Origin of the sequence: Rhodococcus sp. NJ-530 (genome assembly GCF_003860625.1) — a bacterium.
GTDB lineage: Bacteria > Actinomycetota > Actinomycetes > Mycobacteriales > Mycobacteriaceae > Rhodococcus_F > Rhodococcus_F qingshengii.
Window position 1 is genome coordinate 2,940,064 of the sequence record NZ_CP034152.1, and the last position, 15,178, is coordinate 2,955,241.

Consider the following 15,178-nt stretch of genomic DNA (forward strand, 5'->3'; position numbering starts at 1 on the left):
TTGTCACGCCATAGCCCATCGAACGCGGACCGAGATCGATTCTTCGATCTCTCCGCGTTCGACGGCTATCGGGGCCGAATCCGCTTTCATCGCCGCGACACGTCCGCGCATCGGCACGATCTGGTCGAAGTCCTCGAGCACCTCGAGGACTTCGACCAGATCTTTGTCTGCCAGGTCTGCGAACTGTCTGGCCTTCGATTCGGCTGCCGTCCAGGCCAATTCGCGTGCTCTTGTCGCCAGATCGCTGCGGTCGTCGAGATCGAACTCCAGTCCGTCGAGCCGAATCGCGTCGCCACCCACCGATACACATGCCGCGATGACGGCAGCGGGGGAGTTCGCCGCTTCCGGCTCCAGCTCTCGCAGTACGACTCGGAAAGTTGTCGATGCCGTGAATCCTGTTGTCTCCTGGCGGCCTCCGTCGCTCCAGTGAGTCTGCGGATGGACGCTCAGCCCGGCGGTGGTGAGGTCCGCTCCGCGCACACCGCGCGCGTGCAGGGTCTCGGTCAGGGCAGTGGACAGACGCGCGACGGCGTCGAACGCGTCGGAAACGGCCGTCTGTGTCACCGATACTCCGATCGTCAATCGCACGATGTCGGGAACAGCTGTTGCAGTGGCGGTTCCGGTTACCGTGACAGTGGACGGATCCGAGGTGAAGGCGGTGGTGGGCACGTGTGGTTCCTATCCGATTCGTCCGGCGGATATGACACTCCGCAACATCAGGTCCAATTGCTCGTAGGCGCCCGCAGCCAGTCGTTCGAGAAGCGCAAGTTTCAACTCGGGTGCCTGTGCGGTCAGTTCTGCATATCGCTCCGGAGTCAGCACGGCCACGGTGACCGTGGAATCGGCGCGGATGTCGTTGAGGAACGGAGTGTCGAGGAACATCGTCATCTCGCCGAACGTCATTCCGGCGGAGAGCGTCGTGATGCGGTGCTCGACCCCGTGCGCGTCGGTGAACATGGTGCTGACCTGGCCACTGAGAATCAGATAGAACCCCGAGGCCGCTTCGCCTCGGCGGGCGATCTTCTCGCCGCGGGCATAGGTTCGCGTCTCCAGTTCTGCGGAGAATCCCTCGATCTGCGCCGCGGACAGAGCATCGAGAACTGGGTGGTCCTCGATCGAGATCGTCGACGCCTGCCGATCGGCCTCACAATGCACCGCAAGCAGCGTGTCTTCGCACCACTGCATGGCGGAATCGAGATCCGCAAAAACCCGACCACTTCTTCTGGCGGGGTCGATGCTCGAACTTCGTTGTCCCAGCAGTCCTTGCGGATCGACGACGGCCACAGCACAAGCCTGCGCGGCCAGCTGAACCTGCAGCGCAGTGATCATGCGTACCGCGACGTCGCTGGCGTCGTCGACGCGGCGGACGTCGATGACGACAACTTCGAGGCCCTCGTCCACCGAGCCGATTTCGCGGACCGCCGATTCGGCACCGGTGAAGAGGAGATCGCCGTGCAGTTCGTAGACCCGGCTGCGCTTGCCGACGTCGTCGAGCACGGCTTGTTCGGTCGGGGTGCGTCGTACTCGCGACGGTGCTTCGATGACGCTGTATCTGGCCCGGATCGACGAGCGTGACGCCCGCGTCACGTGGAGGAAGTGCAGTTCGAGTTCCTTCGACAGTGCCCGGGCAGAAGCAACTCCGCGAACACTGTTGCCGTGAACGTCGAGCCTGGGGGAGTACACGGCGATGCCGATCTGGCCCGGCAGAACCGCCAGCACTCCGCCGCCGACACCGCTCTTGGCCGGCAATCCGACCTCTACCAGCCACTTGCCGGCGCCGTCGTACATTCCGCACGTAGCCATGACGCTGAGGACCTGTTCGACGCCTGCGGGTGCCAGCGCGCGCTCGTGGGTGAGCGGATTGACACCGTTGTTCGCCATCGTCGCAGCCATCAGACTCAGGTCGCGGCAGGTCACGTCGATCGAGCATTGACGGAAATACAGGTCGACGGCCTCGTCGGGATTGCCGGTGATGACGTCGAAGGATCGCAGCATGTGGCCGATCGCACGGTTGCGGTGACCGGTGCGGGCCTCGGAGGTGTAGACGGCTTCGTTGAAGGTCAGCTCGCGGCCTGCGTATCGCGAGTACGCCGAGCGGATGCGCTCGAAGCGGGCCTCGGGATTCGGTCCGGCAACCAGTGATGCAGCGGTGATAGCCCCGGCATTGATCATGGGGTTTCGTGGCCGTTCGGTGAGCGGGTCGAGGCTGATTTCGTTGAACGGCTCGCCGGATGGTTCGACGTCGATTTTCGCGGCAACCGCCTCGCTTCCTCGATCGGCGAGAGCCAAGGCGTAGGTGAAGGGCTTCGAGATCGACTGAATGGTGAACGGGATTCGCGAGTCACCGATCTCGTAGACGTAACCGTCTACGGTGGCGATGCAGATTCCGAACGAATCGGGGGCGACCGCCGCGAGTTCGGGGATGTAGTCGGCCAACTCGCCTTCGTCGAGTGATCGGACTTCGTCGAACACTCGCGTTATCAGGTCGTCGACCACAGTTCCCATACGTCGACCTTAAGCTGACATGGCGGTCGTTTTGTGGAAGAAGAGTTGCCGAGTCGATCGCGACGGATCCCATTTGTCTGTGATTGCGATCACGAGCGATCCGCGGGATTTCGCTGTTACGCGAAGTCACACCGGAATCGGGCCGAGTCCGCGTGTCGGTTCGCCGGAACGCTCCGTAGACTGGCAGCACTGTCGCGAAGACAGCCGCGGCGCGCACCGGTGCAGCTGTGAAGCACGGAGGGAGCGATCTCGTTGGGTGTTCTTGCCCGCATTCAGGGTCCTGACGATCTACGTCAGTTGAGCCACGCCGAGATGACGGAGTTGGCCGACGAGATTCGTGAGTTCCTCGTGCTGAAGGTCGCTGCGACCGGTGGTCACCTCGGGCCCAACTTGGGCGTCGTGGAGTTGACCCTCGCACTGCACCGAATTTTCGACTCGCCGCAGGACGCGATCATCTTCGACACGGGCCATCAGGCCTATGTACACAAGATCCTCACCGGTCGTCAGGATCAGTTCGACACTCTGCGTAAGCAGGGTGGACTGTCCGGGTATCCGTGCCGCGCCGAGAGCGAACACGACTGGGTCGAGTCCTCTCACGCTTCCGCCGCGTTGTCCTATGCCGACGGCCTCGCGAAGGCCTTCGCGCTGACGGGTCAGAATCGCCACGTAGTTGCCGTCGTCGGTGACGGCGCGCTGACCGGCGGAATGTGTTGGGAAGCTCTCAACAACATCGCGGCAGGCAAGGACCGTTCGGTGGTGATCGTCGTCAACGACAACGGTCGCTCGTACGCACCGACCATCGGCGGACTCGCCGACCATCTCTCGGCACTGCGCACTGCGCCGAGTTACGAGCGCGCCCTCGACAGTGGCCGACGCATGGTCAAGAGACTGCCCTGGGTGGGGCGCACCGCGTACTCCGTCCTGCACGGAATGAAGGCGGGTCTCAAAGACGCGGTCAGCCCTCAGGTCATGTTCACCGATCTGGGTATCAAGTATCTCGGACCGGTGGACGGACACGACGAAGCCGCCATGGAATCGGCATTGCGCCGGGCAAAGGCCTACGGCGGACCGGTCATCGTGCATGCCGTCACGCGTAAGGGCAACGGTTACGCACACGCCGAGAACGACGTGGCCGACCAGATGCATGCCACCGGTGTCATCGATCCCGTCACCGGTCGCGGCACCAAGTCGTCCGCGCCGGACTGGACGTCGGTCTTCTCGGCCGCGTTGATCGAGCAGGCTTCGCGTCGTGAGGACATCGTCGCCATCACCGCGGCGATGGCCGGGCCCACCGGCCTCGCGGCCTTCGGTGAGAAGTTCCCCGATCGGATCTTCGACGTCGGTATCGCCGAGCAGCATGCGATGACCTCGGCCGCCGGTCTTGCACTGGGCGGACTTCACCCCGTCGTAGCTATCTACTCGACCTTCCTCAATCGGGCTTTCGACCAGTTGTTGATGGACGTCGCACTGCTCAAACAACCGGTGACAGTCGTGCTCGACCGCGCCGGGGTCACCGGAGTCGACGGCGCCAGCCACAACGGCGTCTGGGATCTTTCGCTGCTCGGGATCATCCCGGGGATCCGCGTCGCGGCACCGCGTGACGCAGACACACTGCGGGAAGAGCTGGACGAGGCGCTTCTCGTCGACGACGGCCCAACCGTCGTTCGTTTCCCGAAGGGCGCTGTACCCGAAGCGATTCCGGCCGTGAAGCGACTCGACGGAATGGTCGACGTTCTCAAGTCCAGCGAGGGTGAGCGCGGCGACGTGCTCCTCGTCGCGGTGGGCCCGTTTGCATCCCTGGCACTCGAGATTGCCGAGCGGCTCGACAAGCAGGGCATCTCGGTTGCCGTCGTCGATCCGCGGTGGGTTCTGCCGGTCGCGGATTCGCTGGTGAAGATGGCGGACAAGTACGCCCTCGTGGTCACCATCGAAGACGGTGGTCTGCACGGCGGCATCGGTTCGACGGTCTCGGCCGCGATGCGGGCAGCCGGAGTGCACACGTCGTGCCGCGACATGGGCGTTCCCCAGCAGTTCCTCGATCACGCCAGCCGCGAGGCCATCCACAAGGAACTCGGACTCACGGCTCAGGACCTCTCCCGCAAGATCACCGGCTGGGTGGCGGGGATGGGTAGCGTCGGCGTCCACGTCCAGGAAGACGCGTCCTCGGCGTCGGCTCAAGGTGAAGTCGCGCAAGGCTGACAGCTCGTCTCACGATAATCTTCACTACGATCTCGAAAAGCGGTGGCCCACGGATCAATCCGAGGGCCACCGCTTTCGGTGAAATCGTGAGAGCTCGCTACTGGACGGATTCGAGTGTGCTGCCTCGCGTTTCCTTCACGAACCTCAGGACGACGAACAGCGACAACACTGCCATGACGGCGTAGCCGGCGTAGGTGTACGACAGATTCCAATCGGCCAGTGCCGGGAACGTCCAGGAGACCAGGAAGTTCGCGACCCAGTTGGTGGCGGTCGCAATTCCTACTGCTGCAGCACGCACGCGGTTGGGGAACATCTCGGAGATCAACACCCAGACCACCGGGCCCCAGGACAGAGCGAAGAAGAATACGAATGCGTTCGCACCGATAAGTGCGATAGTCGCGTTCGCTCCGGTCAGCGTGGCCACAGATTCGCCGATCTCGTTCTTGGTCACTGTTGCCGAATGGAAACAGAACGCCGCGGTGCCCAGTGAGATGGCCATACCGGCGGAACCGACCAACAACAGCGGCTTTCGACCGACCCGGTCGATGACGGCGATGGCGACAAATGTACCGACGATGTTGACCAAGGCGCTCACGACGCTGATCAGCAGGGATCGGTCGGCGCCGAATCCGACCGCCTGCCAGAGGGTGCTCGAGTAGTAGAAGATCACGTTGATACCGACCAACTGCTGCAATGCGGCGAGTGCAATACCGACCCACACCAGATGGGAGACCCCGAGTCGCTTCGAGAAGAGTTGGCGGACTGTGGTCTTGGCTTGCTTCTCCGTCAGAGATTCGCGGATCTCGTTCATGCGTTCGGTGACGGCGTCGTGATCTCCACCTTCGAGATCGGAGATGATCTTGCGAGCACGATCGTCCTTGCCCTGCGCCACGAGGAACCGTGGAGATTCGGGAATCGTGGTTGTCATGATCAGGTACAGGACTGCGGGAACCGCCTCGAGCATCAGCATCCACTGCCAGGCTTCGAGGCCTGCGATCTGATTGCGATCACTACCGGCCGCGGCCTGGAGGGCGTAATTGACCAACTGCGACACGGCGATTCCGAGAACGATCGCCAGTTGGTACATCGAGCCGAGACGTCCGCGAATCGCGGCGGGGGAGATCTCCGCGATATAGGCCGGGGCGATGACTGACGCGAAACCCACTGCCAGGCCGCCGACCACGCGCCAGAACGTGAGGTCGTAGACGCTGAACGGAATTGCGGAGCCTACGGCGCCGATGATGAACAACACCGCGGCTATCTGCATGACGCGGATGCGGCCGAGTCGGTCGGCGAGTGTGCCTGCGATCCAGGCGCCGAGTGCTGCGCCGAGCAGAGTCAGTGAGACCGTGAGCCCGGTGCCCGAGGCGCCGATGTCGTACTTGTCTCGGATCGCACCGACCGCCCCGTTGATGACTGCGGTGTCGTATCCGAACAGAAAACCGCCGAGCGCGGCGGCGCCGGCGAAGAGCACTGCATGTCCGACGTCGGCGCGAGTAGCGCCGGATCCACCGCCGGAGGCGGTTCCGCTGAATGCCATTCCTGCCCCCTCAAAGGCCCTACGGTCGACACCCCGATGCGCCGATCCATCCGCGAGCACTCTGCACGCTACGCCCACCCGGGCAGATTTGGCGGGGACTCACGCGCCGTTACCCAGCTGAGTCCATTCCCGCAGCGAATCAGCTGGACACAGTGATGTCGTATTGATTGCAGTTATTATGCAAACAATATGGTAAGTGCAGGTGAGGGTGCTTTACTCGCCCGAGAGACGCTCGGCTTTTGCTGCGATGTCTTCGAGATCCTTCGCCATGAATTTCCGGGTCACCCGCGCGCCCAACCGACCGAATACCGCTGTGAAGATCTTCGAGATACGTGAAGTGGATTCGGATTCACCGGAGAAATACATCTCGAGGATCGTGCCTGTGGCGTCAGGCTTCAGCGTGAACCCACTCGTGTAGTTCATGCCGTGGGAGTTGGCTTTGACGACGGTGCGGGTGGGAGCCTCGACCTCGGTGACCCACATGTCCTCGGTTGCTTCCTTGCCCATCATCTTCCGAGTTTCACGCCACTTGGTGCCGACGGCGTATCCCTCTCCGGCGAGCCGTTCGATACGGATCACGCCGGAGAGGGTGTCGGCAGCGTTGTCGAGGTCCGTCAGGACCTGCCACACAGTGTCCGCCGGTGCGTTGACGTGCCTGGTTACGGAGATCGAAAGTTCGGCCATGCAGGTGAGCATAAAGACCGTGACCGACACTGCATCTTTTCTAGGCGGAGGCGCGCTTTGCGGCTTCGCTCAACGTCGGTGTGATCTGGCCGAGGACCCACGGCGTGCTCAGGACGTTGACGTTGCTCAGTCCGCCGATGACCCGGGTGTCGCTGAGGAATGCGGTGGATCCACGCTTGACCGCGCCGAGTCCACCGACTGCGGGTATGCCGGACGGATCACCGGAGCCGTCGGTGAAGCCGACGATCACATCGGCGTCGATGTCGGCGATGTTCTCGTAGGAGATCGTCTTGAAGAACGATCCACCTGCATTGTCCGCGGCTAGCTTCTCGACGCCCGGTGCGTTGACGAACCCGAGTTCGGTCAGCACCTGGACCCGCGGATCAGTGGGCAGATAGACGTTGATGTTGCTCGAATCGGTGTCGAAGTTGACCACTGCCAATGTCTTTCCGGCGAACTCCGGGTGGGCTGTGGCGGTATCGGCGAGAGTCGCGTCGAGGCCGTCGACGAGCTTGTCGGCCTCTTCGCTCTTGCCGACTGCCTTGCCGACGATGCGGGTCTGGTCCTGCCAGGATGTCTGCCAGGCCGCGCCGGGGTAGGCGGCCGTCGGTGCGATCTTGCTCAGTTGGTTGTAGACGGATTCCTCGAAGCCCTCGTACGGCGCGAGGATGACGTCGGGGGTCAACGACGCGATGGACTCGATCGGCGGTTCTCCGCTGGCCGGCATGTCGAAGAGCGTTGTCTTGTCCGCGTCGAAGTAGTCCTGCGCCCAGGGCATGACGCCGTTGTCGTCCGCGCCGTAGGTGTACTTGGGCTGTCCGACCGGAGTCAGATCGAGTGCGTACAGGATGTCCTGCGCGTTCCATCCGAGGGTGACGAGGCGCTCGGGCTTCGAGTCGATGGTCGTGGTGCCGAAGGTGTTCTCGATGCTGACGGGGAATCCGCCCGTACCTTGGGATGGCGTGGATGTGCCTGAATCCGAGGAGCACGAGACAAGTGCGGTGACCGCGATTGCAGCCGCACCGAGGGCAGTGAAGCCCCGAACAGAAGTTTTCATGAAGGGCAGCCTAACCTACTGAATTTCGGCAGCCAAACGAAACCGATTGTGCCGTTTATGCAGGTGGGAGTCGGATCTGGACCGCGTTTCTCAGTGCACCGTTTCGGTGGGCAATACTTTCCTCGTGCGATCACAGCAGAAGATTCTCGGCGCCGCCCTCGGGCTGATCGAAGGTGGCGGATTCGAGGCTGTGAACATTGCCGCAGTTGCCACCGCGGCCGGTGTCTCGCGCCAGACGGTGTACTCGATTTTCGGCACACGTGAGGAGGTCGTCTCCCAGGCGATGGGCGGTCTCGCTGTCGAGGTTCTCGGGGAGATCACGGCACAGGTGGAGTCGGTCGACACGGCGTGTGATTACGTCGTCGAATTCATCGTTGCCGCGCGAACTGCCGTGCGTGCTCACCCGGTGCTCGCGACTCTGCTCCTCGCCGAGCGGGGAAACCCTGTCTTCGATCTCGAAATGATGAGTCGAGCAATACCTTTCGCTGGTCAGATGCTCACCCCTATGGTCGAACGTGGCCTCGCCACCGAGGCGGAGTTGGATGAGATAGTGGAAATTGCCGTGCGACTGGGGCTTTCGGTTGTTGCATTCGACAGTGACCTCGTACATTCCGACGACTCCTTGCGGGCCTTTCTCTCGAGGTGGCTCGGGCCCGCAATCCGGTCGACCTCGTAGTTCCTTGCCTGCTCCGCCAAAACCTTGACACTCGAGCGTCAGAGTGTCTAGTTTTGGCGTGCCCGGAATTCTCTGGCGACATTCTTCGAGGGAGCACCAGTCATGTCCGGAGTGAAACGTAGATCGTTCTTGGCCGGTACGGCCGCCGTGGGAGTCGCGATGATGGCGCCACGCACTGCCAGGGCTGCAACAGGGATTCCGCTGACACGTGAAGTGCACCGTGTCGTGGTTATCGGATCGGGGTTCGGCGGCGGGGTGACGGCACTTCGCCTGGCCGAGGCGGGGGTTCCGGTCACTTTGCTGGAGAGAGGGATTCGGTGGCAGACCGGGCCGAATGCCGAAACTTTCCCGCACCCCGCCAGCCCGGACAAGCGCATCCTCTGGCATCAGTCCAACCCGACTCTGTTCGGCAGGCCGGCGATCTTCGAGCCATACGCGGGTTTGTTGGAGACGGTGACCGGTGAGAACATGACCGCGATCTGCGCAGCCGGTGTGGGCGGCGGATCGCTTGTGTACCAAGGGATGACGCTGCAACCGGAAGAAGCGGTCTTCAACACGCACTTTCCGGAGGAGCTCGATTACGCACGAATGGGCCGCGTCCATTACCCGCGGGTGGCACGGATGCTGCAAGTGGAAACTGCACCAGACGAACTGATTTCCAGCCCGAACTACGAGGCGGCACGTGTATTCGCGCGTAACGCAACGCGTTCCGGTCTACCCGTGTCGAAGATTCCGATGCCGATCGACTGGAACTTCGCGTTGGCCGAACTGAGGGGTGAGATGAAGCCGTCTTACACCAACGGTGACGGCGCGCTCGGTGTCAACAACGGTGGCAAGCATTCGGTGGATGTCACCTACATTGCGGCTGCGGAAGCGACCGGATTGGTGAATGTGGAGACTCTGCACCAGGTCACCGATGTCGAGCGGGCTGCCGACGGACGGTGGCGCGTGTACGTGGACCGGACCGACATTTCCGGCAAGATTCTCGAGAACAAGATCTTGACGACGGATGCGCTCGTCATGGCTGCCGGCAGCATGAACACCACCAAACTCCTGGTCCGCGCCGCGGCAACGGGGCGGATCACGGATCTGCCGGACGAGCTCGGCGCAGGGTGGGGGACCAATGCCGATCGGATCTACATCTGGTCGGATCTCGCCGAGAATTTCGGCGCGACGCAGGGCGGGCCGGTCGTCTACGGCAGCCGGAACTGGGACGACCCGCATAATGCGTTCACCGTCATTCAGGCGTCGTTCCCGCCGGTGGCGTTCGACGCTCACAGCACGGTGATGGTCGGATTCGGTGTGAGCCACGACCGAGGTCGGTTCGTGTACGACTCAGCGCGGGGTGAGGCGGTGCTCCGTTGGCCGAAGGACGGGGATTCGGCGATCCAGCAAGGCCACATCGGGCCGGCCGCCCAGCAGATCGCGGCAGGAGGACTGCTCACCGACACCAACGCGTTACTGCCGTCCACCTGGCATCCCCTCGGCGGTGCCTGCATGAACTCGGTGTGCGATCTTGATGGGCGGGTTCTGGGCCAGCGGGGGTTGTACGTGCTCGACGGCGCTCTGCTGCCGGGAAACTCCGCTGCGTGCAATCCGTCGATGACCATCGCCGCCGTCGCGGAGCGCGCGCTCGAGAACATCGTGAAAGACGATGTGGGAACACTCTTCTGAGCCTGCAGAACGTCACGGACGGCGTACCCGAAGGCGCGCCGTCCGTGACGGGTCGATCGACTGACTCAGACGCTGGCAACACCGGGCGCGAGGAAGCGCTTGCCGTTGACGGCCTCGGAGGTACCGGTCCGGTCCAGGTACGGCGTGATGCCGCCGTTCCAGAATCCGAATCCGCCGCCGAGCAGCAGGCAGAGGTCGATGTCCTCGGCTGCCGCTACGACGCCCTCGTCGAGCATGATCTGAATTTCCTCGGCAAATGCACGACGTGTGCGCTCGAGGACCTCTTCCGAAGTGGACACCTTGTCACCCTGCGGCCACAGTGCGGCGACCTCGGGGTCGACGGCCTGACCGTTCTCGCCCCAGGTCCACACGCCGGGCTTGCGGGCCTCGACGAGTGCTTCGAGTCCGGGTGAGCTCTTGAACCGGTCCGGGTACGACTCCTGCAGGGTCTCCCCGGTGTGCAGTGCCACTGCGGGTCCGACGAGGGCCAGCAAGGTGAACGGCGACATGGGCATGCCGAGTTCGGCGATGGCATTGTCTGCGACGTCGAAGGGGGTGCCTTCGTCGACGGCGGACATGACCTCACCCAAGGTGCGGGTGACGAGGCGGTTGAAGACGAAGCCGGCCTTGTCGCCGCAGAGGACGGCGGACTTCTTCAGCGACTTCGCGGTGGCGAAAGCCGTTGCGAGAGTGGCATCATCGGTCTTGCTGCCCTTGATGATCTCGAGGAGGGGAAGAACGGCCACCGGGTTGAAGAAGTGGAAGCCGACCACACGCTCGGGATGCTCGAGGCCGGACGCCATTTCCGTGATGGAGAGCGAAGAGGTGTTGGTGGCGAGGATGGTTTCGGGAGCAATGAACTGCTCGAGTTCCGCGAAGACCTTCTTCTTGACGTCCATGTTCTCGAAGACGGCTTCGATGACGAAGTCGGTCTTGGCGAACGCGGCCTTGTCGAGGGAACCGGAGACGAGCGCCTTGAGGCGGTTCGCAGCGTCGGGGGACAGGCGCCCCTTGCCCTGGAGCTTCTCGATTTCGGTGTGGACGTAGCCGACACCCTTGTCGATGCGTTCCTGGTCGATGTCGGTCAGGATGACCGGCACCTTGAGCTGGCGGACGAAGAGCAGCGCGAGCTGGCTGGCCATGAGGCCGGCGCCGACGATGCCGACGCCGCTGACCTTACGAGCGAGCGAGCGGTCGGGTGCTCCGGCGGGACGCTTGGCGCGCTTGTTCACCAGATCGAAGGCGTACAGACCAGCCCGGAGCTCGTCCGTCAGCAGAAGATCGGCAAGAGCCTCGTCCTCGGCCGCGAAGCCCTTGTCGAGCGAGGCGGCATCGGTGATGTCGGTGCTGCGAGCCAGTTCGAGCAACTCGACGGCCTTGACGGCGCCGGGAGCGTTGCCCTTGGTCTTGCCGTCGACGATCGCCTTCGCACGAGCAATCGCGTCGTCCCAGCCCTGGCCACGATCGATCTCGGGGCGAGCGGGGGACACTGTGCCGGCGAGGACCTGCGACGCCCAGGCGAGGGACTGCTCGATGAAGTCGGCGGAATCGAGAACGACGTCGACGACGCCGAGTTCGAGTGCCTTCTTGGGGGAGAGCACCTTGTTCTGGTTCAGCGAGTTCTCGATAACCACGGTGACGGCGTTCGACGGGCCGACGAGGTTGGGGAGCAACTGCGTTCCGCCCCAACCGGGGACCAGACCGAGGAATGCTTCCGGAAGACCCAGTGCGCCCGCATTGGCGGCAACCGTGCGGTAGTGGCTGTGCAGTCCGACCTCGAGGCCGCCGCCCAGAGCGACACCGTTGATGAAGGCGAACGTGGGAACGGACGACTCACGCAGGCGTCGGAACACCTTGTGGCCCAAGCGGCCCAGCTCGAGTCCCTGCTCACGAGAGGTGATCGCGGGAACACCCTTGAGGTCCGCGCCGGCGGCGAAGATGAACGGCTTGCCGGTGACGGCGATGGCAACCGGGTTGGCGGCAAAGGCTTCGTCGAGGGCGGCGTCGAATGCTGCGAGTCCGCCGGGACCGAAGGACGACGGCTTGGTGTGGTCGAAGCCGTTGTCGAGGGTGATCAGTGCAAACGGGCCCTCGATGCCGGGGACCGAGATGATCTTCGTGTAGGCGTTCGTCACGACCTCGTCGGCGAATGCTGTTGCAATATCAGACATTTAGTTGACTCCTGCCTGGTAGTCAGCGTGGTTCGGGTTCTCCCAGATGACGGTGCCGCCCATGCCGAGGCCGATGCACATGGTGGTCAAGCCGTAGCGCACGTCGGGGCGTGTCGCGAACTGGCGGGAGAGCTGCGTCATCAGGCGAACGCCCGAGGAAGCGAGGGGGTGGCCACACGCGATGGCGCCGCCCCACTGGTTGACGCGCGGGTCGTCGTCGGCGATTCCGTAGTGCTCGAGGAACGCGAGGACCTGAACGGCGAACGCCTCGTTGATCTCGAAGAGTCCGATGTCCTCGATCTTGAGGCCGGTGCGTGCCAGCAGCTTCTCGGTGGCGGGAACCGGGCCGATGCCCATGACGGCGGGGTCGACGCCCTGGTAGGCGAAGCCCACCATGCGCATGCCGACCGGCAGGCCGAGCTCGGCTGCGGTGTCCTCACCGGCGAGCAGTGCTGCGGTGGCACCGTCGTTGAGTCCGGCTGCGTTACCGGCGGTGATGCGTCCGGCCGGGCGGAACGGCGTCTTGAGCTTCGCGAGATCTTCGACGGTGGTTCCGGGGCGCGGCGGCTCGTCTTCGGTGGCCAGACCCCAGCCCGCGGAACTGCGGGTGGCGACGGGGACCAGGGTGTCGGCGATGAAGCCGGCCTTCTTGGCAGCGTCGTACTTGTTCTGGCTGTTGACGGCGTAGGCGTCCGTGCGGTCCTTGGTGATGGTCGGGAACCGGTCGTGCAGGTTCTCGGCGGTGTTACCCATCACGAGGGCGCTCGGGTCGACCAGGCGGTCGGCGAGGAAACGCGGGTTGGGGTCTGCGCCCTCACCCATCGGGTGGTGACCCATGTGCTCGACGCCACCGGCGATCACGACGTCGTACTGGCCGAAGCCGATGCCCGACGCGGTCGTGGTGACGGCGGTCATCGCGCCGGCACACATGCGGTCGATGGCGAATCCTGGAACGGTTTCGGGGAGACCGGCGAGGATCGCAGCGGTGCGGCCGATGGTCAGGCCCTGGTCGCCGGTCTGCGTGGTGGCTGCAACGGCAACTTCGTCGATCCGTGCGGGATCGAGCTGCGGGTTGCGGCGAAGCAGCTCACGAATCGCCTTGACGACGAGATCGTCTGCGCGCGTGTCGGCGTACATGCCTTTCGGGCCGGCCTTGCCGAACGGGGTGCGAATGCCGTCGACGAAGACGACGTTGCGTTGGTTGTTTGTGGATGGAGCCACGCGAATTCCTCCTGATGGAGCTGCCCACCGCACCGAAGGGCGGTGAGACGTTGGTTCGGCGATCACGGCCAGGCGTCCGGCCTCGTATCGAGCGTACTACTGCCCATTACTGACCGGTAACTTAACGTGCCGAATTGCTCCAACCTCACACCGGGGTCAGGTCAGGATTCCGGCTCTTCCACTTCGGGCTCGGCCGGGACCACGGAGTTCAGTGCCTCGGCGAGGACGGGAACGGTCAAAGTGCGTTGCCAGCCACGTGCGCCACCGGAAGTGAGCTTGGTCTCGATCGCAGTCTCGACTTCGGCGATGTCCGAGTCGGGTTCCAGTTTCCAGTCCCAGCACAGGCGCCTGACCAGGTCGGGTTGGAGCAGATTCTCCACGGGCACCGAAACCTCTTTGCTCAGGTCCGACAGTGCTGCGCGCGCCGCGGTCAACCGATCAGCCGCCGCTGGATCCTGGCGGGCCCAGCGACCGGCAGCGGGCGGCCCGACGATGGGCGGGGTTTTCGGCGGAAGCTCGCTGTCGGGGAGCTTGCGCGCGGCTTCCAGTGCATCCATCCAGATACGCGAATAACGGCGTTGACGTGGTCCGCCGAAGACGGGAAGCGAGCGGAGCGCGTCCAACGACCGAGGATCTTTGAGAGCGGCATCGATGATCGCGGAGTCAGGAAGAACCCGACTCGGAGACACGTCGCGCTTGCGTGCGAGATCCTCGCGCGCCTGCCACAGCGCCCGTACCGCCGCCAACTGACGGGTGGTCTTGAGTGAGGTGATGTGCGACGTACGACGCCAGCGGTCCGGTTTGGGCTTGGGCGGGCCGGCCAGACGGATGTACTCGAACTCTTCCTTCGCCCACTCGAGCTTGCCTTGGGATTCGAGTTCGGCTTCCATTGCGTCGCGCAGTTCGAGAAGCACTTCGACGTCGAGGGCGGCGTAGTTCAACCAGGCGTCCGGCAGCGGACGTGTCGACCAGTCCGCAGCCCCGTGACCCTTGCGAAGTTCCACTCGCAGGGTTCGTTCCACGATCGCGGCGAGTCCGACTCGCTCGAACCCGGCCAGTCGTCCGGCCAGTTCGGTGTCGAACAGCTCGGCCGGCGTCAGGCCCAGTTCGGCGAGGCCGGGGAGATCCTGATCGGCAGAGTGCAGCACCCATTGCAACGGGTTGATCACCTCGGCCAACGGCTGCAGGTCTTGCGCTGTCGGAATCGGGTCGAGCAGGAACGATCCTGCTCCTTCGCGTCGAAGCTGGATCAGGTACGCCCGTGCCGAATAGCGGAATCCGGATGCGCGCTCGGCGTCCACGGCGAGCGGGCCGTGGCCGGAGGCCAGCGCGGCCGCGGCGTCGGCGACACCGGCGGCAGTGGTGATGACGTCCGGAACTCCGTCACGCGGAACGAGCAGCGGAACTACGTCGGAGGTGGGCTCGGTTGCATCATCGGTGACTTCGGACAT

11 protein-coding genes are annotated in these 15,178 nt (G+C 63.8%); 3 read left to right on the forward strand and 8 right to left on the reverse strand.

Annotated features, from left to right (window positions below; translation table 11 throughout):
* Positions 1-3 precede the first annotated feature (3 nt).
* The gene (locus EHW12_RS13890; protein ID WP_007732865.1) at positions 4-669 is read right to left on the reverse strand and encodes an SIMPL domain-containing protein; all 666 of its coding nucleotides are present in this window, start codon (positions 667-669) and stop codon (positions 4-6) included.
* Between the two features lie 9 nt (positions 670-678).
* Positions 679-2,505, reverse strand: coding sequence for a glutaminase A (glsA, locus tag EHW12_RS13895; RefSeq protein ID WP_125051007.1), 1,827 nt, complete (start codon positions 2,503-2,505; stop codon positions 679-681).
* A gap of 252 nt (positions 2,506-2,757) precedes the next feature.
* Here glsA and dxs point away from each other — a divergent pair, with 252 nt between their 5' ends.
* On the forward strand, positions 2,758-4,704 hold the full coding sequence (gene dxs, locus EHW12_RS13900; RefSeq protein ID WP_007732868.1) for a 1-deoxy-D-xylulose-5-phosphate synthase: 1,947 nt from the start codon (positions 2,758-2,760) through the stop codon (positions 4,702-4,704).
* A 97-nt stretch (positions 4,705-4,801) separates the two neighbouring features.
* On the opposite strand, the gene EHW12_RS13905 is transcribed toward dxs, so the two are convergent.
* The 3 genes from EHW12_RS13905 to EHW12_RS13915 all read right to left on the reverse strand — a co-directional run bounded on the left by EHW12_RS13905 (position 4,802) and on the right by EHW12_RS13915 (position 7,985).
* Positions 4,802-6,244, reverse strand: a complete 1,443-nt coding sequence (locus EHW12_RS13905) for a sugar porter family MFS transporter (RefSeq protein ID WP_125051009.1) — start codon at positions 6,242-6,244, stop codon at positions 4,802-4,804.
* A 213-nt stretch (positions 6,245-6,457) separates the two neighbouring features.
* Positions 6,458-6,928, reverse strand: coding sequence for an SRPBCC family protein (locus EHW12_RS13910; RefSeq protein ID WP_037130336.1), 471 nt, complete (start codon positions 6,926-6,928; stop codon positions 6,458-6,460).
* Between the two features lie 40 nt (positions 6,929-6,968).
* Positions 6,969-7,985 carry an iron-siderophore ABC transporter substrate-binding protein gene (locus EHW12_RS13915; protein ID WP_054828247.1) on the reverse strand — a complete coding sequence of 339 codons (1,017 nt, stop codon included), beginning with the start codon at positions 7,983-7,985 and terminating at the stop codon, positions 6,969-6,971.
* 124 nt (positions 7,986-8,109) lie between these two features.
* Between EHW12_RS13915 and EHW12_RS13920 the strand changes: the two genes are divergently transcribed.
* Positions 8,110-8,661, forward strand: a complete 552-nt coding sequence (locus tag EHW12_RS13920; protein ID WP_003942617.1) for a TetR/AcrR family transcriptional regulator — start codon at positions 8,110-8,112, stop codon at positions 8,659-8,661.
* 102 nt (positions 8,662-8,763) lie between these two features.
* Positions 8,764-10,335, forward strand: coding sequence for a GMC oxidoreductase (locus EHW12_RS13925; protein ID WP_125051011.1), 1,572 nt, complete (start codon positions 8,764-8,766; stop codon positions 10,333-10,335).
* A 65-nt stretch (positions 10,336-10,400) separates the two neighbouring features.
* Here EHW12_RS13925 and EHW12_RS13930 read toward each other — a convergent pair whose 3' ends face one another.
* The 3 genes from EHW12_RS13930 to EHW12_RS13940 all read right to left on the reverse strand — a co-directional run bounded on the left by EHW12_RS13930 (position 10,401) and on the right by EHW12_RS13940 (position 15,178).
* Positions 10,401-12,506 (reverse strand): 3-hydroxyacyl-CoA dehydrogenase NAD-binding domain-containing protein, encoded by a 2,106-nt coding sequence (locus EHW12_RS13930; RefSeq protein ID WP_058227946.1) that lies wholly within the window; start codon positions 12,504-12,506, stop codon positions 10,401-10,403.
* Positions 12,507-13,727: a thiolase family protein gene (locus tag EHW12_RS13935; protein ID WP_003942598.1), complete on the reverse strand. Its 1,221-nt coding sequence runs from the start codon at positions 13,725-13,727 to the stop codon at positions 12,507-12,509. It abuts the gene before it with no gap.
* A 161-nt stretch (positions 13,728-13,888) separates the two neighbouring features.
* A complete protein-coding gene (locus EHW12_RS13940; RefSeq protein WP_042449928.1) occupies positions 13,889-15,178 on the reverse strand; it encodes a ribonuclease D in 1,290 nt (429 codons plus the stop codon).

What these genes read in the sequence shown, in the direction of transcription:
- glsA (WP_125051007.1), bottom strand. Translation starts at nt 2,505, where the DNA reads ATGGGAACTGTGGTCGACGACCTGATAACGCGAGTGTTCGACGAAGTC.
- EHW12_RS13905 (WP_125051009.1), bottom strand. Translation starts at nt 6,244, where the DNA reads ATGGCATTCAGCGGAACCGCCTCCGGCGGTGGATCCGGCGCTACTCGC.
- EHW12_RS13910 (WP_037130336.1), bottom strand. Translation starts at nt 6,928, where the DNA reads ATGGCCGAACTTTCGATCTCCGTAACCAGGCACGTCAACGCACCGGCG.
- EHW12_RS13915 (WP_054828247.1), bottom strand. Translation starts at nt 7,985, where the DNA reads ATGAAAACTTCTGTTCGGGGCTTCACTGCCCTCGGTGCGGCTGCAATC.
- EHW12_RS13925 (WP_125051011.1), top strand. Translation starts at nt 8,764, where the DNA reads ATGTCCGGAGTGAAACGTAGATCGTTCTTGGCCGGTACGGCCGCCGTG.
- EHW12_RS13930 (WP_058227946.1), bottom strand. Translation starts at nt 12,506, where the DNA reads ATGTCTGATATTGCAACAGCATTCGCCGACGAGGTCGTGACGAACGCC.
- EHW12_RS13940 (WP_042449928.1), bottom strand. Translation starts at nt 15,178, where the DNA reads ATGTCCGAAGTCACCGATGATGCAACCGAGCCCACCTCCGACGTAGTT.